The following is an 18,807-nucleotide window of genomic DNA, read 5'->3' as shown; positions in this document are numbered from 1 at the left end:
ACGACGCCGGCGCCGACGGTGCGGCCGCCTTCACGGATGGCGAAGCGCAGCTTCTCTTCCATGGCGATCGGGGTGATCAGCTCGACGTCCAGCTCGGCGTTGTCGCCCGGCATGATCATTTCCACGCCTTCGCGCAGCTTGATGATCCCGGTCACGTCGGTGGTGCGGAAGTAGAACTGCGGACGGTAGTTGGTGAAGAACGGCGTGTGACGGCCGCCTTCTTCCTTGGTCAGGATGTAGGCTTCGGCCACGAACTTGGTGTGCGGCGTGATCGAACCCGGCTTGCACAGCACTTGGCCGCGCTCGACGTCTTCACGCTTGGTGCCGCGCAGCAGCACGCCGACGTTGTCGCCCGCTTGACCTTGGTCCAGCAGCTTGCGGAACATTTCGACGCCCGTGCAGGTCGTCTTCTGGACCGGACGGATGCCGACGATTTCGACTTCTTCGCCGACCTTGACGATGCCGCGCTCGACGCGACCGGTGACCACGGTGCCGCGGCCCGAGATCGAGAACACGTCTTCGACCGGCATCAGGAATGGCAGGTCGACCGGACGTTCCGGCTGCGGGATGTAGGCGTCGACCGAGGCCATCAGCGCCAGGATCGACTCTTCGCCGATCTTGGCGTCACGGCCTTCGACCGCCGCCAGGGCCGAACCCTTGGTGATCGGAATGTCGTCGCCCGGGAACTGGTAGGACGAAAGCAGCTCGCGCACTTCCATCTCGACCAGCTCGAGCAGCTCTTCGTCGTCGACCATGTCGACCTTGTTCATGAACACCACCAGAGCCGGCACGCCGACCTGACGGGCCAGCAGGATGTGCTCACGGGTCTGCGGCATCGGGCCGTCGGCGGCCGACACGACCAGGATCGCGCCGTCCATCTGGGCCGCGCCGGTGATCATGTTCTTCACATAGTCGGCGTGGCCGGGGCAGTCGACGTGCGCGTAGTGGCGGTTGGCCGTCTCATACTCGACGTGAGCCGTGTTGATCGTGATGCCGCGGGCCTTTTCTTCCGGCGCGGCGTCGATGTCGGCATAGGCCTTGGCGGTCGCGCCGCCCGACTTCGCCAGCGTGATCGTGATCGCGGCCGTCAGCGTCGTCTTGCCATGGTCAACGTGACCAATGGTGCCGATGTTGCAGTGCGGCTTGTTACGTTCGAACTTTTCCTTGGCCATCTTCTTAGCTCCAGGACCCCAGAACCCTACGAAAAACGGGGGGGCCTTTTATTGGTTGAACTTCTGGGGTGGTGCGGAGGGGGCTCGTGAAAGCCCCCTCCTGATCGCGGCCGTCAGCGTCGTCTTGCCATGGTCAACGTGACCAATGGTGCCGATGTTGCAGTGCGGCTTGTTACGTTCGAACTTTTCCTTGGCCATCGTCTCTACCTTCGCGCCGGCGGCTGGTTGTTGGGAATAACTCTCGGGGAGCTGGAGCGGGTAGCGGGAATCGAACCCGCATCCTCAGCTTGGAAGGCTGCTGCACTACCATTGTGCTATACCCGCCCAATCACCCAAAACGGGGCTAGCGGGGTCGCGATCGGCTCCCGGTCTTTCGGCTCTGGGACGCCGTCGCTTGTCGCCGGAGCTCGTCGCGCGCGTGGTGGGGGAAGCAGGACTCGAACCTGCGAAGGCGTACGCCAGGGGATTTACAGTCCCCCCCCTTTGCCACTCGGGACATTCCCCCAAGCGCGCGACGGAGCTCCGATGAAAGCGGCCTATCCCTTTCGACGGCCGACGACAATTCGCCGAACGCCGAACTGGAACAAAAGCTTCCTAAGCCAGTGTCGGACGGTGCTAAGAGCAGCGCCGGCTGGCCCGAGAAACCCTTGGGCCCCCAAATCGGAGCGCGTCTTATAGTGTCCTCTCATTCCGAACGCAACGACCGGAAACGTCCTTCTGCGCCGGGCCGTGATTTTCGTTCCAAGCCTCGGAAATCGAACGAGTTTTCGAGAGGCCAAGGCGACGCTAAGGACTGGATCTGGGGGACTCACGCCGTAGAGGCGGCGCTTTCGAACCCTCTGCGCCCCGCTCCGAAGCGCCTTCTGGCGACCCCGGACCGCGCCAAGCGACTCGCGCCGAATCTCCAGAACCTGGCCTGCCTGCAGGTGATGGAAGGCCAGGAGATCGCCAAGCAACTGCCGCAGGGCGCCGTCCACCAGGGCCTGGCCCTGAAGATCGATGAGCCCGAGGCCCTGTCGATCGCCGAGCTCGGGACCCCGGCCAAGGGACTGCTGGTCATGCTGGACCAGATCACCGACCCGCAGAACATCGGCGCCATCTTCCGCTCCGCCGCCGCGTTCGGGGCCACCGGCGTCATCCTGCAGGATCGCCACGCGCCGGTGTTGTCGGGCGTCCTGGCCAAGACCGCCGTCGGCGCGGTCGACAAGGTCGCGCACGCGCGCGTGGTCAATCTCTCCCGGGCGCTGGAGGAACTGGCCGATCTGGGCTGGCGGGCCGTGGCCCTGGCCGGCGAGGCGGAGGAAAGCCTGGAGGCCGTGCTCGACCACCAGGCCACGGTCCTCGTTCTGGGTTCGGAAGGCGAAGGCGTCCGCCGCCTCGTCGCCGAGCACTGCGACGCCCTGGGAAAGATCCCCATGCCGGGCGGTTTCGAGAGCCTGAACGTCTCCGCCGCCGCCGCGATCGCGCTCTACGAAGCCTCGAAAGTTCGCGTGAAGGAAGAAAGCGGTTCGTGAATCTCTCTTAACCGTTTTGATTTCGTCGCAAGCTCGTGCTTCTCTCGCGAACAATGGTCCGCGAGCCTCGCTTCGTGGAGGAATCTGACATGGGATCGGGGGACCCGATGTTTGGACGTAATGTACGCTTGGCCGCCTTGGCGACTTCAGCGGCTGGCGTTTTGTTGCTCGCCGGCTGCAGCGCCGGGGACCAGGCGAACGCGCCGCCGCCGCGCAGCGACTATCAGGCCGAGTCCAGCACGCCGGACCTGATGGGCGCACCGCCGCCGCCGAGCGCCAGCCAAGCCCAGGACGGCCTGCTGGGCGGCCCGGCCGCCGTCGGCGACACCTCGGCCCGGGCTCGCGCCGACGCCGGCGTCACCTCGCGCCCCCTGCCGCCGCCCGCGCGCAATTCGCATCTGAGGACCTGGCGCCGTCCGGACGGCACCCTGGTCACCGCCATGCGGCCGATCCCGAACCCGAAGGGCGCCTATCGTGTCGCGACGGCCAGGCCGCACCGCGTCTACGCGACGGTCCCGACCTCGACCTATCACCCGCCGGTCACCCATCACGCGGCGGCCGCCCCTCATGCCGTTGCCAAGCCGGTCGTGGTCGCCAACGTCAAGCCGGTGACGCCGAAGACGGTCGCTCCGGCTCCCGCGCCGGTGAAGGCCGCCCAGCCGATCAAGCCGACCACGCCGCTGACCAAGCCGCCGGTCGTCGCCGCCGCCAAGCCGGTCGCGCCTCCGGTCGCCAGCAAGCCGGCCACCAAGCTGGAGAAGCTGCAGGCCGCCGTCGCGCCGGAAGCCACCAACGGAGCCGTCCTGGCCGCCGGCGAAAGCCTGGCCAAGAACCAGCCGGGCCAGGTGACCCTGTCGCTGCCGGCCACCTTGGGCGATCTGATCAAGACGGAAGCCGCCAAGCTGGGCCTGACCAAGGCCGCCAAGAAGACCAGCGCCTACGCCCAACTGGAGGGCGAAGGCTACGAGGTCACGCCGAACGGTCGCCAGACGGCCGTCGTCAAGCCGGGCGAGCCGACCACCTTCGCCTGGCAGGTCAAGCCGGGCCCCGACGCCAAGGGCCAGCTGAAGTCGCAGTTCGGCGTCGAGCTGAACGGCGCCAAGCAGCCGCAAGGCTTCGCCCTGGGCGAGATCAGCAAGCGGGTCGCCGCCGCGCCGGAACAGATCAAGAAGGGCTTCGGCGATCTCGATCTGGGCGGGCTGAACGGCAAGATCGCCCTGCCCGGTCTCGGCGACACGCCGATCAAGACCGTCCTGGGCGCGGCCCTGGTGCTGCTGGCCCTGATCATTCTGGTCGGCGTCTCACGCAACGCCGCGGCCTCTCGCCGCCGCGCCGAGCGCCAGCGCAAGTACCGCACCCAGACCGACTACGGCCGCAACGAGATGGAGTTCGAGCGGCCCGAGAGCGCCAACGTCTCCTATGTGAACCCGTTCATCGCCGCCGCCGGCGGCGCGGCGGCGGGCGCGGCGGCCATGCACGCCTATGACAACCACAAGGCCGACCACGACCAGGGCCATGGTGATCAGGGGCATGCACACGACGCGCCTGCTCACGACGATCACCAGGGCCACGGCCATGACCTGCATGCCGAGGCTCACCCCGAACCGCACGCCCCGGCCGAGCACGTCTCGTACGTGAACCCGTTCGCGACGTCGGATCACGGTCACGACGCTCATAGCAAGGAGCCGGAGCCCGTCCACTAGGCAGTGGTTCCAGCCAGGAAAGCAGGGCTCCGGGTCGAGAGACTCGGAGCTCTTTTCTTTTGCGGCCGCCCTGCTTTTGCGCCTTGCATCGCCGCGCGCGTCACCGCATTGAGAACGGATGTTCGACGCTCTGACGGCCCAACTGGGCGGCCTGCAAGGCCCGCTGACGGCCCTTCTGCAAGTCCTTATGATCGACCTCGTCCTAGCGGGCGACAACGCGGTAGCCGTGGGCCTGGCCGCCGGCGGTCTGCCGCCCAAGGACCGCAAGAAGGTCATCCTGTACGGCCTGGCCGCCGCCGTCGTGCTGCGCATCAGCTTCGCCCTGATCACCACCTGGCTGCTGGGCGTCATCGGCCTGCTGCTGGCCGGCGGCTTCCTGCTGCTGTGGGTCTGCTGGAAGATGTGGCGCGAGCTGCGCGAGCAGGCCTCGCACGACCAGGCCGACGCGGTGGCCTGCGTCGACGGCGATCCGAACACCGAGCCGCGCGCCCGCGCGCCCAAGTCGTTCAAGGCCGCCTTCATCCAGGTGCTGATCGCCGACGTCTCGATGTCGCTGGACAATGTGCTGGCCGTGGCCGGCGCGGCCCGCGAGCATCCGGGCATCCTGATCTTCGGCCTGCTGCTGTCGATCGCCCTGATGGGCCTGGCCGCCAGCGCCATCGCCAACCTGCTGCACAAGCACCGCTGGATCGGCTTCATCGGCCTGGCGATCGTGCTCTACGTGGCCGTCCACATGATCTGGGAAGGCCACCGCAGCGTGGTCATGGACCTGAACAAGACCGCCGCCTACAACGCCGCCGCCCCAGGCCCGCTGGACATCAGCCCGGACGAGCTGGCCCGGCACAACAAGCACAAATAGGCGGCTCCAGCATGACGGCGTGGACTCCCAGGATCTGGACAGGCCTTGCCGCGATCAGCGGTCTTCTGGCCGTGGCGTTCGGGGCCTTCGCCGCCCATGGCCTGACCCAGGCCAAGCCGATCGAATGGCTGCACACCGGCTCGCAGTACCAGATGGTCCACGCCCTGGCGGTGTTCGCCGCCCTGGTCCTGCACCGGGCGGACGCCAAGAGCATGGGCCTGGTCGCCGGCCTGTTCCTGGTCGGGACCGCGCTGTTCTCGGGCTCGCTCTACGCCATGGCCCTGGGCGGGCCGCGCCTGCTGGGCGCGATCACGCCGCTGGGCGGACTGTCGTTCATGGCGGGCTGGGCCGTGATGGCCTGGCGAGGCTTTAAGCTGCCTCAGGCCTGAAGCTTCTTCCCGCCCGGCAGGGCCAGGAAGAAGATCGCCAGGGCCGAGCCGACCAGGCAGGCGAACATCACGGCCGCCACCGGGCGTGGCGTCCCGTCGTGCAGCAGGCCGCCCGCCCACGACGCCAGAGCCCCCGCCCCGAACGAGGCCGAGCCCATCAGGGCCGAGATCGAGCCGGCGCGGCGCGGATCGACGCTCAGCGCCCCCGCCATGGTGTTGCCGCCCATCAGGCCGTAGATCGACAGGGCGCAGAACAGCAACGGCAGCACCGTCCACTGACCGCCCCAGCCGGTCCAGGCCGCCAGGGTCAGCAGGAAGGCCGCGACGATCGAGGCGATGCTGGCCTTGCTCAGCACCTGGTCCGGCAGCGACCGGCGCAGCAGCAGGCGGTTGACCTGACTGGCCCCGATGATGCCGACGGCGTTGAAGGCGAAGATCAGGTTGAAGACCAGCGGCGAGTGGCCATAGGTCCCCATCACCAGGTCCGGCGCGCCCGAGATGTAGGTGAACAGCACCGCCCCGTTCAGCGCCCCGGCGATCGCGTAGCCCATCAGGCGGCGCATGCCGAACAGGGCGACATAGGCCCTCAGCGGATTCTCGGAGCGAGCCTGGGCCTCGGTCTCGGGCGAGCGGGACTCGGCGAGGCTGATCGTGACCCACAGGCCGATCAAGGCGCCGAAGCCGACCAGGGTCCAGAACACGCCGCGCCAGCCGCCGAAGTACTGCACCACTCCACCCAGCTGCGGGGCAAGGACGGGGGCCAGGCCCATGATCAGGGTCATCAGCGACAGCACCCGGGCGGTGTCGGTATGGCTGAAACGGTCGCGGACCACGGCGCGGGCGATCACCGGACCCGCGCAGCCGCCTAGCGCCTGGACGAAGCGCGCGGCGATCAGGGTCTCGATGTTCGGGGCCAGGGCGCAGACCATCGAGGCGGCGAAGAAGACGCCAATGCCGACCAGCAGCGGCAGGCGGCGGCCGAACCGGTCAGAGGCCGGGCCGTAGACGATCTGGCCGATGGCCATGCCGGCGAAGAAAGCCGCCAGGGTCGCCTGGGTCTGTTCGGGGCCGGTGTGCAAGGTCCGGGCGATCGACGGAAAACTGGACAGATACATGTCGATCGACATCGGCCCGAAGGCCGTCAGCGCGCCCAGCAGCAGGACGAGACGCCAAGGGACGGCGGCGGGCGGCGGTGGCGCTTCGATCATGGGACCTTTTACGCCGGTTCGACCTTACGGAAACCTCAAATGGCGCTTGTCGGGGCGGGTGGACCGATCCAGGGTGATCAGCAATCACATAAGAATGCGGAGGACGAGCGGTCATGACGGTCAAGCATCCCGAGACTCCCGCCCTACCCGAACCGAAGTTCGCGGACATCAACGGGATCCGCATGGCCTATTACGAGGCCGGACCGCGCCAGGGCATACCGATCATCCTCTGCCACGGCTTCCCGGAACTGGCCTTTTCCTGGCGTCACCAGATCGCCGCCCTGGCCGCCGCCGGCCGCTGGGTGATCGCGCCGGACCAGCGCGGCTATGGCCTGACCCTCGGTCCCGAGGCGGTCGAAGCCTATGACATGCAGCACTTGACCGGCGACCTCGTCGGCCTGCTCGACCATCTGGGCGCGCCGAAGGGGATCTTCGTCGGTCACGACTGGGGCGGCATCGTCGTCTGGCAGCTGCCGCTGATGTATCCCGACCGCGTGGCGGGGATCGTCGGCCTCAACACCCCGTTCCTGCCGCGCCTGCCGATGGACCCGATCACCATGTTCCGCGCCGCGTTCGGCGACGACATGTACATCGTCCACTTCCAGAAGCCCGGCGTCGCCGACGCCCAGCTGGCGGCCGACGTCGAGCGGACGATGCGCTACTTCATGCGCCTGCCTGGCGGCACGGTGGAGGCCTTCTCCGGGCGTCCCGCCGAGCGGCGCAGCCTGGCCTTGCAGGACGGCTTGGCGCGCTTTGATCCGGCGACCGACACCCAGCAGTTCCTCAGTCCCGAAGAGCTCGCCTTCTTCGTCGAGTCCTTCCAGCGCACCGGCTTCACGGGCGGGATCAACTGGTACCGCAACTTCACCCGCAACTGGGAGAAGGCAGAGCCCCTGCCCCGCCGGATCGACGGCGTGCCGTGCCTGATGCTGATGGCCGAACACGACGTGGTGCTGCCGCCCTCGCTCGCCGACCGCATGCCCGACCAGATCGAGAACCTGGAACGCGTGCTGATCGAAGGCAGCGGCCACTGGACCCAGCAGGAAAAGCCGGCCGAGGTGAACGCGGCGATGCTGGACTGGCTGGACCGGAGGTTTCCGCTCTAGTTCCGCGCCGCGATCATGATCTCGGCGCGGCGGCGCATGGCGGCCGCCAGCTGCAGCATGGCGAGCGCCGAGACCTCGTCGCGCTCGGCTGCGCGCAGCGAATAGACGTTGGCCATGGCGAACAGCGCTTCGGCCCGGTCGACGCCCTCGGCCCCGAACATGTCGCCAATCTGACGGTCAAGCTCGGCCAGCTGAGCCGGGTTCAGCATCTCGAGCAGTTCGTCGTCGGAATAGTCTTCAGGTGCTAGCTGAGTCATGGGCGCAACATACAGAACCGGGCGAAAGGCGCGAGCCCACCTCAATCCTTCGTTCACAGGCGGATACAAACCAAGTTAGGGTCAGTCTCATGGATCGTAACGCTTCCGCCGCCGCCATGGGTTCCGTCGGCCGTCGTGGCCTCTTCCGGGAGGTCGAGCCCTTCTCGTTCGGCTGGCTGCAGACGGGCGGCCCGCACGAGATCTATTACGAGGAATGCGGCAATCCGCGGGGCAAGCCCTGCGTGATCCTGCACGGCGGTCCGGGCGGCGCGGTCAATCCGACCATGCGGCGCTTCTTCGACCCGGCCAAGTGGCGCATGACCCTGTTCGACCAGCGCGGCTGCGGCCGCTCACGCCCGAACGCCAGCCTGGACGACAACACCACCTGGAGCCTGATCGAGGACATCGAGCGCCTGCGCGTGCATCTGGGTGTCGAGAAATGGACCGTGTTCGGCGGCTCGTGGGGCTCGACCCTGGCCCTGGCCTACGCGATCAAGCACCCCGACCGGGTCGACGGCCTGGTGCTGCGCGGCATCTTCCTGCTGACCGATCGCGAGCTGCACTGGTTCTACCAGGAAGGCGCCTCGATGCTGTTTCCGGACGCCTGGGAGCGGTTCCTGGCGCCGATCCCGCCGGCCGAGCGCGGCGACCTGATGACCGCCTACCATCGCCGGCTGACGGCCCCTGACCGCCGCGTGCAGCTGGAAGCCGCCGCCGCCTGGAGCCAATGGGAGGGCGACACCATCTCGCTGCGCGGGCCCGAGGCCCGTCCCCCCAAGTTCAACGAAGAGGACTTCGCGATCGCCTTCGCGCGGATCGAGTGCCACTTCTTCACCAACAAGGGCTTCTTCGGCGAGGACGGCTGGATCCTGAACAACATCGACAAGATCCGGCATATCCCCGGCTGGATCGTCCAGGGCCGCTTCGACGTAGTGACGCCACTGGACAGCGCCTGGAAGCTGCACAAGGCCTGGCCCGAGGCTCGCTTCGACATCATCTGGGACGCCGGCCACGCCTCGACCGAGCCCGGTGTCATCGACGGACTGGTGCGGGCGACCGAGGCGGCGCTGGTTTCGTAAACCAGCGCCACGCCTACATCAGCGAGCCCTTGCCGCTGGTCACTTCCGTATAGCGGTGCACGCGGACGGCCTGGACCAGGCCGAAGCCGACCATCACCGTCAGCATGACGGTGCCGCCATACGACAGCATCGGCATCGGCACCCCCACCACGGGGGCCAGGCCCATGACCATGGCCCCGTTGATCAGCACATACAGCGAGAAGGTCGCCGTGACCCCGGCCGCCGCCAGGCGTCCGAAGTGGCTGTGGCTGATCGAGGCGATGCGCAGGGCCATGAAGATGATCGCCCCGTACAGGAACAGCACCCCGAAACAGCCGACGAAGCCGAACTCCTCGGCCAGAGTGGCGAAGATGAAGTCGGTCTGCTTCTCGGGCAGGAAGTTCAGCTGGCTTTGCGAGCCGAGGCCGAAACCCTTGCCCAGCAGACCGCCCGAGCCCAGGGCGATCTTGGACTGCAGGATGTGATAGCCGTCGCCGGACGGGTCCTGCTCCGGGTTCAGGAAGGTCAGGATCCGGTTGCGCTGGTAGTCGTGCAGCCCGAACATGATGAAGGGCGGAATGGCCACGGCGGCGGCGGCCGCGCCGGCCGCGATCACCCGCCAGTCCAGGCCCGCCAGCATCATGATCGCGCCGCCGGTGGCGACGATCAGGATGCCGGTGCCCAGGTCCGGCTGCTTGGCGACCAGCAGAAACGGCACCACGATCATGGCGGCCGGGATTAGCAGGCGCCACGAGAACCGGGCGCTGTCCGACGACAGGCCGTGATAGTAGCGCGCCAGGGCCAGCACGAGGCCGATCTTCATCACCTCGGACGGCTGGAAACGCACCGGCCCCAGCTGCAGCCAGCGTTGGGCCCCCAGCGAGACGTCGCCGACCAGGTCCACCGCGACCAGCAGCAATAGGCCTATGATGTAGATCGGATAGGCCGCCGCGAACCACCAGCGCAGGTCGCACATGGCCAAGGCGATCATGATGATGAAATAGACGCCGAACCGCAGCAGGTGCTTGTCGGCCCAGGGCTCCCACGAGGCCCCGGCGATCGAGAACAGCATCAGGCCGCCGACGCCGGCGATCATCGCCAGCACCAGGCAGAAGGTCCAGTCGACCTCCATGAACTTGATGATCGGCCGGTCGCGTTCGCCCGGTCGGGTCAAGCCGCCGCTCAGGGTCATTGGGGGCCTCCCTGTGGAGTGGTGGGCGAAGGAGAAGCGCCCGGCGCGGGCGGCGGCGTCTCGACCGGATCCTCCGGCGCGGCGCCTTCCATGAGGTCTTCCGGGGCGACCTCGGGCAGAGGCGCGGGGCGTTCGATACGGGCGCGGATCTCGGGATCCTTCAACAGAGCCACGCGCATCACTTCGCGCGCGCGCGGCGCGCCGGCCGTGGCCCCGCCCATGCCGCCGTGCTCGATGATGACCGCAACCGCGTAGCGCGGGTCGTCATAAGGCGCAAAGGCCACGAACAGGTTGTGGTCCTTGAGGCGCCAAATGGTTCCGGCGCCCTTCCGATTGGCGACCCCGTCGTAGCTGCGCACCTGGGCCGTACCGGTCTTGCCCGCCATCTGTACGTCGCCGAGGCCCAGCTGGCTCTGGCGATAGGCCGTGCCGCGCACGTCGTTGGCCACGGCGGCCATGCCGCCCCGGACATATTCCAGGTGCTCCTGCGAGAACGGCAGGTCGGGCACGGCCGCGCCGCTGGGCTGCTCGACCCCGCCGACCGACTTGATCAGGCGAGGGTTCAGGGCCTTCTTGCCGTTGGCCAGGCGCGCCGTCATCACCGCCAGCTGCAGGGCGTTGACCGTCAGGGCCCCCTGCCCGATGCCGTAGCTGGGGGTCTCGCCCGGAAACCAGATCTGGTTGGCCGGATTCTTCTTGAACGCTCGCTTCTTCCAGGCCCGGTCGGGGACATTGCCCTTCTTCTGGCCAGGAATGCCGATGTCGAACAACTGGCCGAATCCCATGGCCCGCGCCGCCGTCGCGATGGCGTCGGGGCCGACCTTCAGCGACGTCTGGTAGAAGTAGACGTCGCAGGAGTTCTTGATGGCCTCGTGCAAGTTCTGCGACCCGTGGCCGCCCTTCTCCCAGCAGCGCCAGACGCGGCCGCCGTAATACCAACTGCCCGGACAGTTGATGCGCACTTCGGGGTCGACGCCGGCGGTCAGGGCCGCCAGGCCGACCGTCGGCTTGAAGGTCGAGCCGGGCGGGAAGTTGCCGGTCAGTGACTTGTCGAGCAGGGGCTTGCGCTCGTACTCGGCCAGCGCCTTGTATTCGGCCCCCGATAGCCCCTTCACGAAGCGGTTGGCGTCGAAGCTGGGCGCCGAGACCATGGCCAGCAGGTCGCCGTTGCGGACGTCCATCACGACGATCGCGCCACTTTCCTCGCCCATCACCTCCAGGGCGCGGTTCTGGATGTCGGCGTCGAGGGTCAGCCGGATGGCCTTGCCCGGTGTCGGCGGGATGTCGCCGGCCGGGTCTAGGCGAACGACGCGTCCCTGGGCGTCGACCTCGGCCTTGGTGGCGCCGGCGTGGCCCCGCAGGTCCTTGTCGAAGGCCTTCTCGACGCCCTGCTTGCCGATCCGGAAACCGGGATGGTGCAACAGTTCCTGGTCTTGCGTCGTGTCGTCCTTGGCCGCCGTCAGGTCGCGGTCGCTGGCCTTCGCCACATAGCCGATCACGTGGGCGAAGGCGCCGCCGAACGGATAGACCCGCACCTCGCCCATGTCGGCGGTGACGTTGGGCAGTTCCGGGGCGCGGATGTTGACGCGCGAGAACTCCTCCCAGGAGAGGTCCTCCATCACCACGACCGGGGCCTTGCGCGGGGCGCGCTCCAGTTCCTTGAGCACGCGGGCTCGGCGGCTGCCCTCGATCGGGACCAGCTTGGCCAGGTCGTCCATGACGGCCTCGGCGTCCAACCCCTTGTCCTTGTTGATCATCAGCCGGAAGTTGGGCCGGTTCGACGCCAGGGACACGCCGTTGCGGTCCAGGATCAGGCCGCGCGGCGGCGGCACCAGGCGGTAGTTGAACTGGTTGCCGGCCGAAAGCTTCTGGTAGCGCTGGGCCTCGACCAGCTGCAGCTGGGCCAGGCGGCCGCCCAGGGCCAGCAGGCCCGCGCCCGTCAGACCGCCCAGCAGGAACGCGCGCCGGTGGAAGACCCCCTGACGCTCGTTGACTTCGAAAAAGAAGATGGACGGTTCGCTCATGGCCTCACCGGAACCGCACGTCGGCGTCCTCGAAGCGATCGACCAGGCGGTGGGCGAACGGGAACAGCAGCGCGGTGACCAGGAACTGCCAGAACACCGCCAGCAGGCTGGGCATGGCCAAACTGTCGAGCATGGTGAACAGGAAGCCGCCGGTCATGGCCACCGCCGTGACGCCGGCGAACCAGGCCCACATCATCGGGCGGCTCTGGCCGGTCATCATGTTCCGCAGGACCAGCACCATGGCGTAGGCGACCAGCAGCGACAGGCCCCACAGGCCCGTCGGCCCGCCCCAGAAGATGTCGAGGAACAGGCCCAGGATCAGGATCGCGAACGGGGCCAGGATCGAGGGGCGGATCATCGCCCAGGCGAAGGCCGGGACCATGGCGAACACCGGCTCGGGCAACTGCAGGCCCCAGATGCGGATCGGCGCGGCGAACAGGATGGTCGCCCCGATGGTCAGCAGCATGGGCACGCCCAGCCAGCGACCGGGATTCAGAGGCCGCGCGCCGCTCATGCTCATCGTGGCGCTCCCGTCGGGGCGGGCGTCGCGGTCGCGGGCTTCGGCGCGGCGGGCTTGGCGGCCGGCGGCTTGGGCTGAGCCGTTCCGGCGGCCGGCGCCGTGGCGGTGGCCGCCGGGGGCGTCGCTGGCGGGGTCGCCGGCGGCGGCGGGGCCGACAGGATCGAGGTCTGCGGGTCCTCGGTCGTCACCGGCGGCAGGGTCTTGGCTTCCAGCTGCTTCTGGTCGGCCAGCTGGGCGAAGTCCTTGAACAGCAGGATGCGGACGTAGTCGATCGCGGCCTGGTCGGCGAACAGCACCACGCGCCAGCGGCCATCCAAGCCCTTCACGGCCGCGCCCACCGGCAGGCCGCGCGGCACCACGCCGCCGTCGCCGGAGGTCACCACCCGGTCGCCCTGCTGGATCGGATCGACGCCGCGCAGATATTCGAGCTTGGGATTGGGACCGCCGTCGCCGGTCAGGATGGCCCGGGCGTTGGTGCGGTCGATCATCACCGGCGTGCGCGAAGCGATGTCGGTCAGCAGCAGCACGCGGCTGGCGCCCTGGGCGACGCCAACGATGCGGCCCACCAGGCCACGCTCGTTCAGGACCGGATTGCCGACCTGGATGCCGCGCTCCGAACCGGCGTCGGCCAGGCGGGTGTTGGCGAAGGGGCCGCGGCTGTCGCTGACCACCCGGGCCGAGGCCATCGGGATCGGCGGATCGGTGCGCAGGCCCAGCAGCGACTTGTAGCGGTCGTTGGTGTCCTGCAGGGCCAGGGCGCGGTCCCGCCACTGGCGCATTTCGGCCAGCTCGGTCTTCAGCCGGCGGTTTTCCGAGGCAGTGAAGAAGTAGCTGCGGACATAGTCGAGGCCCAGGCCCGTCCAGCGGCCCGGGGCGGCGATGGCGCCGCTGACCGGCTTGGCCACCGTGTCCACCGTCTGGCGGGTGACGCCATAGGCCTGCTCCTGGAGGGTCTCGCGGCGATCGGCCAGCAGGAAGGCGACGGCGATGACGGCCGCCACGATCAGGGCCACCGCCGCCGTCCAGGTAAGCGGCACTTTCAGGTCGCCGAGGGGACCTTCGCGAAAGGGCACGTACTGTTTCTCCTGGCGCCCCCCGGCGCCTCTAGAGGGACTCTAGAACTAGGCCAGGGTCGATTCCAGGACGCCCTTCATCCACTTCGGGTGCTCCAGCACCTTGCCGCAGCCCAGGGCCACGCACGACAGCGGATCGTCGGCCACGGTGACCGGCAGGCCGGTGTGGTCGCGGATCTCGGCGTCCAGGCCGCGCAGCAGCGCGCCGCCGCCGGTCAGCATGATGCCCTTGTCGGCGATGTCGCTGGCCAGTTCCGGCGGGGTGGCTTCCAGGGCGACCTTCACGGCCTCGACGATCTGCCCGACCGGTTCGGCCAGGGCGTCGGCGGCCTGCTTTTCGCTGATGCGCACTTCGCGCGGCACGCCCTGCATCAGGTCGCGGCCCTTGACGTCGATCGACAGGCCTTCGCCGTCGGCGGGTGCGCGGGCGGTGCCGATTTCCTTCTTGATGCGCTCGGCGGTGGTCTCGCCGATCAGCAGGTTATGGTGGCGACGCATGTAGCTGATGATCGCCTCGTCCATCTTGTCGCCGCCGACGCGGACCGAGCGCGAATAGACGATGCCCGACAGCGACAGCACGGCCACCTCGGTAGTGCCGCCGCCGATATCGACGACCATCGAGCCGGTCGGCTCGTGGATGGGCAGGCCGGCGCCGATCGCGGCGGCCATCGGCTCGTCGATCAGGCCAACGCGGCGGGCCGAGGCGTTCAGGCAGCTGTCGTTGATGGCGCGGCGTTCCACGGCGGTGGCGCCCGACGGCACGCACACGATCACCTTGGGGTTCACGAAGCCCTTGCGGTTGTGAACCTTGCGGATGAAGTACTTGATCATCTCCTCGGCGACTTCGAAGTCGGCGATGACGCCGTCGCGCATCGGGCGGATGGCTTCCATGTGGCCCGGCGTGCGGCCCAGCATCTGCTTGGCCTCGATGCCCACGGCGTGGACGATCTTGCGACCGCCGACGTTGCGCAGGGCGACCACCGACGGTTCATTCAGAACGATCCCCTTGCCCTTCATATAGATGAGGGTGTTGGCCGTTCCGAGGTCGATGGCGATGTCGTTCGAGATCACGCCGAAGAGGGAAGAGAACATTGAAAGCCCTGACTGAGGGATAGGAGGGGCGTAACGGGCAGGTCGAAGAAGGCAGATCGAAGTGGTCGTATCGGAGAAGCGGAGCCTTTTCCGTCCCGGGGACGGGGTCGGCGGAGAAGAAATGGCTCCTACTTCAATTCAATGCGAGGACAACATGATTCCCGCATTTAGCGGATTTCGATCCGGTCCGCGCGTCCAGTCGCTCGACGGGAGCGCCGCCCCCTGGCCGCGCCGTCGTCCTAGCGTCATATGATGCGCCGACGCCCGCCCGTTTGCCCTGCGAAAGCGTTGATTTCAAGGTCTATTAGCGGGCCGTCCTAAGCCTTTTGCGGTGAAGCCGGTCAACCACTGGATCATGGCGAAATCTAGCCGAGCGCGGCCATGACGACGCCGACCGCCGTTATCGCGCCGGCGACCATCTGCGTGACCGACAGACGCTCCTTGAACAGACGGCGTCCGGCCAGGGCGGCGACCGGCATTTCGACCACCCCGACCGCCCTCACCGGCCCCACCGGCGACAGGGCCATGGCCGTGAACCACAGGCCCGAGGCCGCCGCGCCGCAGAATCCGGCTCCCAGTGACTGACGCCAGGCGGCGATCACCGCCTTCAGGGAGTCGGGATTGCGCCAGGCCAGATAGCTGGTGAGGCCGACGGTCTGGATGGCCTGGACCACCAGCACGGTCGTGAAGGCCGCGGCTGGCGGGTGGCCGGGATCCAAGGTCAGGGCCGCTTGCCGGAAACAGTTGGCGCAGAGGGCGAACGCCGCGCCCGACGCCAAACCCGCCAGCACCGCGCCGCGCCGGATCTCGATCTCGCCGCGCGGCCACGACAGCGCCGCGAGCCCGGCCGTGGCCACCAACCCGCCGGCCCAGGCGACCGGCCCGACGTGGTCCCCGAAAACCAGGGCGCCGAAGACCAGGGCGAACGGCAGGCCGCTCTGCTGCAGCGCCGTGCCCAGGGCGAAGGACGAGCGGTGCATGGCCGTCAGCATCGCCGCCGTCGCCCCGATCTGGAACATCGCGCCCGCAACGCAGGCGATCCAGAACTTGGCGTGTGGGTGGAAGTCCAGGCCCGGCGTCAGCAGCACCGCGATCAAGGCGAAGACGGCCGCGAACGGCAGGCCGAACAGAAAGCGGACCAGGGTCGCGCCCCAAGGGCCGGCCCCGCCCATGACCGAGCGCTGAGCTGCGTTGCGCGCGACCTGGAAGACGGTGGCGGCGACGGTGATCGGAATCCAGATCATGCCCCTACCGCCTCGCCGCGATGATCAGGCCCGAGGCCCAGGCCAGGTTCGCCACCGTCAGATCGGGATCGGACGCCAGGCGCTCGACCAGCACATCGACCCGCGCTGGGTGGCCTTCCGGCCAGTTGGACTGGGGCAGCATGTCGTCGACCACGTACAGCCCTCCCCGCCGCAGCAAAGCCAGGGTTTCGTCGAGACCCTCGTACTTGCCCGGCCAGGCGTCGGCGAAGATCAGGTCGAACGATCCCGGAGGCTGGGCGCGAACATAGTCCAGCCCGTCGGCCAGCACGAAGCGCAGGCGCTCGTCCTTCAGGTGCTCGCGCGCCACATCCTGGACGACAGGATCGATGTCGACGCTGGTCAGGCGGGCCGAGGCGTCCAGGCCGTGCAGCAGCCAGGCCGTGGCCAGGCCGGTGCCGGTTCCCAGCTCCAGCATCCGCCCGCCGGGCTTGGAGGCGGCCAGGAGGCGCAGCAGAGCCCCGGTCCCGGCCTCGGAGGGCATGTCGAAGCCGAGCGCGGCCGTGCGCGCCTGGATCGCGTCCCAGGCGGCGGGCGGGGCGTGGGCGTTGTCGCCGAAGGTCATGGGCTGTCTCCTGCGCCGCCGAGCGGACACGCGCGCTCGCCCGACGTCCTTCGCCAGGACGCGGTCGCGGGCGCGCGGAGCCGGGCCTCACCTGATGCGGGTGAGCGCCGAGCGACGCGATTAGTGAGAATGGATAGTCCGGCCGAAGCCGGACCGAGGCCTAGAAGCCGCTGGCGATCGCCGCCTCGGGCCGGCTCTTCTCCTTGCGGGCGAAGAGATTGTTGAGGGCGTTGACGTACGCCTTGGCCGAGGCCGTAAGCGTATCAGTGTCGGCGGCCGCGCCGGTGGCGATGCGGCCGTCCTCTTCCAGACGCACCGAGACCTGGGCCTGGGCGTCGGTGCCCTCGGTCACCGCGTGGACCTGGAACAGGCGCAGGGCGGCGCTGTGCGGCACGATCTTGTGGATGGCGTTGAACACCGCGTCGACGGGACCGTCGCCGGTGGCCTCGGCCGTGCTCGAGACGCCGTCGACGTCCAGGGTCAGTTCGGCCGACTGGCCGTCGGTGCCGGCGACCACGCGCAGGTGCGAGACGCGGATCTTCTCCGAGCCGCGCGCCAGGGCGTCGTCGACCAGGGCGATGATGTCGTCGTCGTAGACGTGCTTCTTGCGGTCGGCCAGGTCCTTGAAGCGGCCGAAGGCTTCCTTCAGCGCGTTCTCGCCCAGTTCGTAGCCCAGGTCCTTCAGCTTGGCGCGGAAGGCGTGGCTGCCCGAGTGCTTGCCCATGACCAAGCTGGACGGGGCCTGACCCACCGACTCCGGCGTCATGATCTCGTAGGTCTCGCGGTTCTTGAGCATGCCGTCCTGGTGGATGCCGCTCTCGTGCGCGAAGGCGTTCTTGCCGACGATGGCCTTGTTGTACTGCACCGGGAAGCCGGTGATGGCCGAGACGTAGCGGCTGGCGCGGGTGATGTGGGTGGTGTCGATGCCGGTGCGGTACGGCAGGCGATCGCCGCGCACCTTCAGGGCCATGACGATCTCTTCCAGCGCGGCGTTGCCGGCGCGCTCGCCCAGGCCGTTGATGGCGCACTCGATCTGGCGGGCCCCGCCCTGCACGCCGGCCAGGCTGTTGGCCACGGCCAGGCCCAGGTCGTTGTGGCAGTGGGTCGAGAAGACCACCTTGTCGGCGCCCTCGACGTTGCTGACCATCCAGTTGAACAGGTCGGCGTATTCCGACGGATAGGTGTAGCCGACGGTGTCCGGCAGGTTGATCGTCGTGGCGCCGGCCTTGATGGCGGTCTCGACCGCGCGGCGCAGGAACTGGCGGTCGCTGCGGGTGGCGTCCTCGGCCGACCACTCGACGTCGTCGCGCAGGTTGCGGGCGTGGGTCACCGAGCGGGCGATCACGTCGATCACCGCGTCGGGCTCCATCTGCAGCTTGTGCTTCATGTGCAGGTCGGAGGTGGCGATGACCACGTGGATCCGGCCGCGCTGGGTCGGCTTCAGGGCCTCCGCACACCTATCGATATCCACCTGGTGGGCGCGGCACAGGCCGGCGATGGTCGAGTTCTTGACGATCTTGGCCACTTCGCGGACGGCCTCGAAGTCGCCGTTCGAGGCGATCGGGAAGCCGGCCTCGATGATGTCGACCCCCATCTCCTCGAGGATCTTGGCCAGTTCCAGCTTCTCTTCCAGCGACATCGACGCGCCGGGCGATTGCTCGCCGTCGCGCATGGTGGTGTCGAAAATAACGACGTTATCGCGCTTGTCGGAAGCGCTACCAATCGAGGTAGCCGGGGATACGGGGGTCATGGAAGTACTCGTCGAATGGGGTGTCTGCGTGCGGGCTGCGGGTCAGATGTCCCCTGTGCGCCC

The 18,807-nt window shown here is 68.3% G+C and carries 17 protein-coding genes, 2 tRNA genes and 1 pseudogene; 6 read left to right on the top strand and 14 right to left on the bottom strand.

The annotated features are described in order from the left end of the window. From tuf to ASC70_RS12710, 4 genes and pseudogenes are all read right to left on the bottom strand, one after another. Positions 1-1,172: elongation factor Tu (gene tuf, locus ASC70_RS12720; RefSeq protein WP_056050515.1), on the bottom strand; the 1,172-nt coding region annotated here is incomplete at its 3' end. Between the two features lie 90 nt (positions 1,173-1,262). Next, positions 1,263-1,370 (bottom strand): annotated as a pseudogene (locus ASC70_RS24505) (GTP-binding protein); the annotation flags it as partial. Positions 1,371-1,422: 52 nt separating this feature from the next. Next, positions 1,423-1,496 (bottom strand) — tRNA-Gly (locus ASC70_RS12715). A 95-nt stretch (positions 1,497-1,591) separates the two neighbouring features. Then, positions 1,592-1,677: transfer RNA gene (locus tag ASC70_RS12710), tRNA-Tyr, on the bottom strand. Positions 1,678-1,849: 172 nt separating this feature from the next. Here ASC70_RS12710 and rlmB point away from each other — a divergent pair. The 4 genes from rlmB to ASC70_RS12690 all read left to right on the top strand — a co-directional run bounded on the left by rlmB (position 1,850) and on the right by ASC70_RS12690 (position 5,637). Beyond that, positions 1,850-2,686 carry a 23S rRNA (guanosine(2251)-2'-O)-methyltransferase RlmB gene (gene rlmB, locus ASC70_RS12705; protein WP_047404614.1) on the top strand — a complete coding sequence of 279 codons (837 nt, stop codon included), beginning with the start codon at positions 1,850-1,852 and terminating at the stop codon, positions 2,684-2,686. Positions 2,687-2,850: 164 nt separating this feature from the next. Beyond that, positions 2,851-4,389, top strand: a complete 1,539-nt coding sequence (locus ASC70_RS12700) for a stalk-specific protein X (protein WP_304439098.1) — start codon at positions 2,851-2,853, stop codon at positions 4,387-4,389. A 118-nt stretch (positions 4,390-4,507) separates the two neighbouring features. Beyond that, positions 4,508-5,248, top strand: a complete 741-nt coding sequence (locus tag ASC70_RS12695) for a TerC family protein (protein ID WP_056050511.1) — start codon at positions 4,508-4,510, stop codon at positions 5,246-5,248. An 11-nt stretch (positions 5,249-5,259) separates the two neighbouring features. Then, positions 5,260-5,637, top strand: a complete 378-nt coding sequence (locus tag ASC70_RS12690) for a DUF423 domain-containing protein (RefSeq protein ID WP_056050509.1) — start codon at positions 5,260-5,262, stop codon at positions 5,635-5,637. Here the strand turns inward: ASC70_RS12690 and ASC70_RS12685 are convergent. Beyond that, entirely contained in the window at positions 5,628-6,845 is a 1,218-nt protein-coding gene (locus ASC70_RS12685; RefSeq protein ID WP_056050507.1) for a multidrug effflux MFS transporter, read from the bottom strand. The two genes, ASC70_RS12690 and ASC70_RS12685, sit on opposite strands and share 10 nt — an antisense overlap. 113 nt (positions 6,846-6,958) lie before the next feature. On the opposite strand from ASC70_RS12685, the gene ASC70_RS12680 reads away from it, so the two are divergent. Next, positions 6,959-7,951: an alpha/beta fold hydrolase gene (locus ASC70_RS12680; protein ID WP_056050505.1), complete on the top strand. Its 993-nt coding sequence runs from the start codon at positions 6,959-6,961 to the stop codon at positions 7,949-7,951. Here ASC70_RS12680 and ASC70_RS12675 read toward each other — a convergent pair. Beyond that, positions 7,948-8,208 carry a low temperature requirement protein A gene (locus ASC70_RS12675; RefSeq protein ID WP_082009079.1) on the bottom strand — a complete coding sequence of 87 codons (261 nt, stop codon included), beginning with the start codon at positions 8,206-8,208 and terminating at the stop codon, positions 7,948-7,950. The two genes, ASC70_RS12680 and ASC70_RS12675, sit on opposite strands and share 4 nt — an antisense overlap. A gap of 89 nt (positions 8,209-8,297) precedes the next feature. Here ASC70_RS12675 and pip point away from each other — a divergent pair, with 89 nt between their 5' ends. Continuing rightward, on the top strand, positions 8,298-9,287 hold the full coding sequence (pip, locus tag ASC70_RS12670; RefSeq protein ID WP_056050503.1) for a prolyl aminopeptidase: 990 nt from the start codon (positions 8,298-8,300) through the stop codon (positions 9,285-9,287). A gap of 13 nt (positions 9,288-9,300) precedes the next feature. Here pip and rodA read toward each other — a convergent pair whose 3' ends face one another. From rodA to ASC70_RS12630, 8 genes are all read right to left on the bottom strand, one after another. After that, positions 9,301-10,458, bottom strand: coding sequence for a rod shape-determining protein RodA (gene rodA, locus ASC70_RS12665; protein WP_047404599.1), 1,158 nt, complete (start codon positions 10,456-10,458; stop codon positions 9,301-9,303). Then, the gene (gene mrdA / locus ASC70_RS12660; protein ID WP_056050500.1) at positions 10,455-12,482 is read right to left on the bottom strand and encodes a penicillin-binding protein 2; all 2,028 of its coding nucleotides are present in this window, start codon (positions 12,480-12,482) and stop codon (positions 10,455-10,457) included. The genes rodA and mrdA overlap by 4 nt, the downstream gene beginning before the upstream one ends. Before the next feature lie 4 nt (positions 12,483-12,486). Next, positions 12,487-13,002 carry a hypothetical protein gene (locus ASC70_RS12655; protein ID WP_047404595.1) on the bottom strand — a complete coding sequence of 172 codons (516 nt, stop codon included), beginning with the start codon at positions 13,000-13,002 and terminating at the stop codon, positions 12,487-12,489. Beyond that, positions 12,999-14,075: a rod shape-determining protein MreC gene (gene mreC / locus ASC70_RS12650; protein WP_056050498.1), complete on the bottom strand. Its 1,077-nt coding sequence runs from the start codon at positions 14,073-14,075 to the stop codon at positions 12,999-13,001. Before mreC ends, ASC70_RS12655 begins: the two co-directional genes overlap by 4 nt. 48 nt (positions 14,076-14,123) lie before the next feature. Next, entirely contained in the window at positions 14,124-15,167 is a 1,044-nt protein-coding gene (locus ASC70_RS12645; protein ID WP_004623009.1) for a rod shape-determining protein, read from the bottom strand. A gap of 365 nt (positions 15,168-15,532) precedes the next feature. Beyond that, positions 15,533-16,411, bottom strand: a complete 879-nt coding sequence (locus tag ASC70_RS12640) for a DMT family transporter (RefSeq protein WP_056050497.1) — start codon at positions 16,409-16,411, stop codon at positions 15,533-15,535. A 4-nt stretch (positions 16,412-16,415) separates the two neighbouring features. Beyond that, positions 16,416-16,994, bottom strand: coding sequence for an O-methyltransferase (locus ASC70_RS12635; RefSeq protein ID WP_056050494.1), 579 nt, complete (start codon positions 16,992-16,994; stop codon positions 16,416-16,418). 160 nt (positions 16,995-17,154) lie between these two features. Further along, a complete protein-coding gene (locus ASC70_RS12630) occupies positions 17,155-18,744 on the bottom strand; it encodes a 2-isopropylmalate synthase (RefSeq protein WP_047404553.1) in 1,590 nt (529 codons plus the stop codon). Between the last annotated feature and the right edge of the window lie 63 nt (positions 18,745-18,807).

Origin of the sequence: Caulobacter sp. Root343 (genome assembly GCF_001425745.1) — a bacterium.
Taxonomy (GTDB): domain Bacteria; phylum Pseudomonadota; class Alphaproteobacteria; order Caulobacterales; family Caulobacteraceae; genus Caulobacter.
This window is presented reverse-complemented; position numbering and strand designations above follow the sequence as displayed.

Excerpts from the sequence above, each read along its gene's own strand:
- ASC70_RS12695 (WP_056050511.1), top strand. The coding sequence starts at position 4,508 with ATGTTCGACGCTCTGACGGCCCAACTGGGCGGCCTGCAAGGCCCGCTG.
- ASC70_RS12690 (WP_056050509.1), top strand. The coding sequence starts at position 5,260 with ATGACGGCGTGGACTCCCAGGATCTGGACAGGCCTTGCCGCGATCAGC.
- ASC70_RS12685 (WP_056050507.1), bottom strand. The coding sequence starts at position 6,845 with ATGATCGAAGCGCCACCGCCGCCCGCCGCCGTCCCTTGGCGTCTCGTC.
- ASC70_RS12680 (WP_056050505.1), top strand. The coding sequence starts at position 6,959 with ATGACGGTCAAGCATCCCGAGACTCCCGCCCTACCCGAACCGAAGTTC.
- ASC70_RS12675 (WP_082009079.1), bottom strand. The coding sequence starts at position 8,208 with ATGACTCAGCTAGCACCTGAAGACTATTCCGACGACGAACTGCTCGAG.
- pip (WP_056050503.1), top strand. The coding sequence starts at position 8,298 with ATGGATCGTAACGCTTCCGCCGCCGCCATGGGTTCCGTCGGCCGTCGT.
- rodA (WP_047404599.1), bottom strand. The coding sequence starts at position 10,458 with ATGACCCTGAGCGGCGGCTTGACCCGACCGGGCGAACGCGACCGGCCG.
- mrdA (WP_056050500.1), bottom strand. The coding sequence starts at position 12,482 with ATGAGCGAACCGTCCATCTTCTTTTTCGAAGTCAACGAGCGTCAGGGG.
- ASC70_RS12655 (WP_047404595.1), bottom strand. The coding sequence starts at position 13,002 with ATGAGCATGAGCGGCGCGCGGCCTCTGAATCCCGGTCGCTGGCTGGGC.
- ASC70_RS12645 (WP_004623009.1), bottom strand. The coding sequence starts at position 15,167 with ATGTTCTCTTCCCTCTTCGGCGTGATCTCGAACGACATCGCCATCGAC.
- ASC70_RS12640 (WP_056050497.1), bottom strand. The coding sequence starts at position 16,411 with ATGATCTGGATTCCGATCACCGTCGCCGCCACCGTCTTCCAGGTCGCG.
- ASC70_RS12635 (WP_056050494.1), bottom strand. The coding sequence starts at position 16,994 with ATGACCTTCGGCGACAACGCCCACGCCCCGCCCGCCGCCTGGGACGCG.
- ASC70_RS12630 (WP_047404553.1), bottom strand. The coding sequence starts at position 18,744 with ATGACCCCCGTATCCCCGGCTACCTCGATTGGTAGCGCTTCCGACAAG.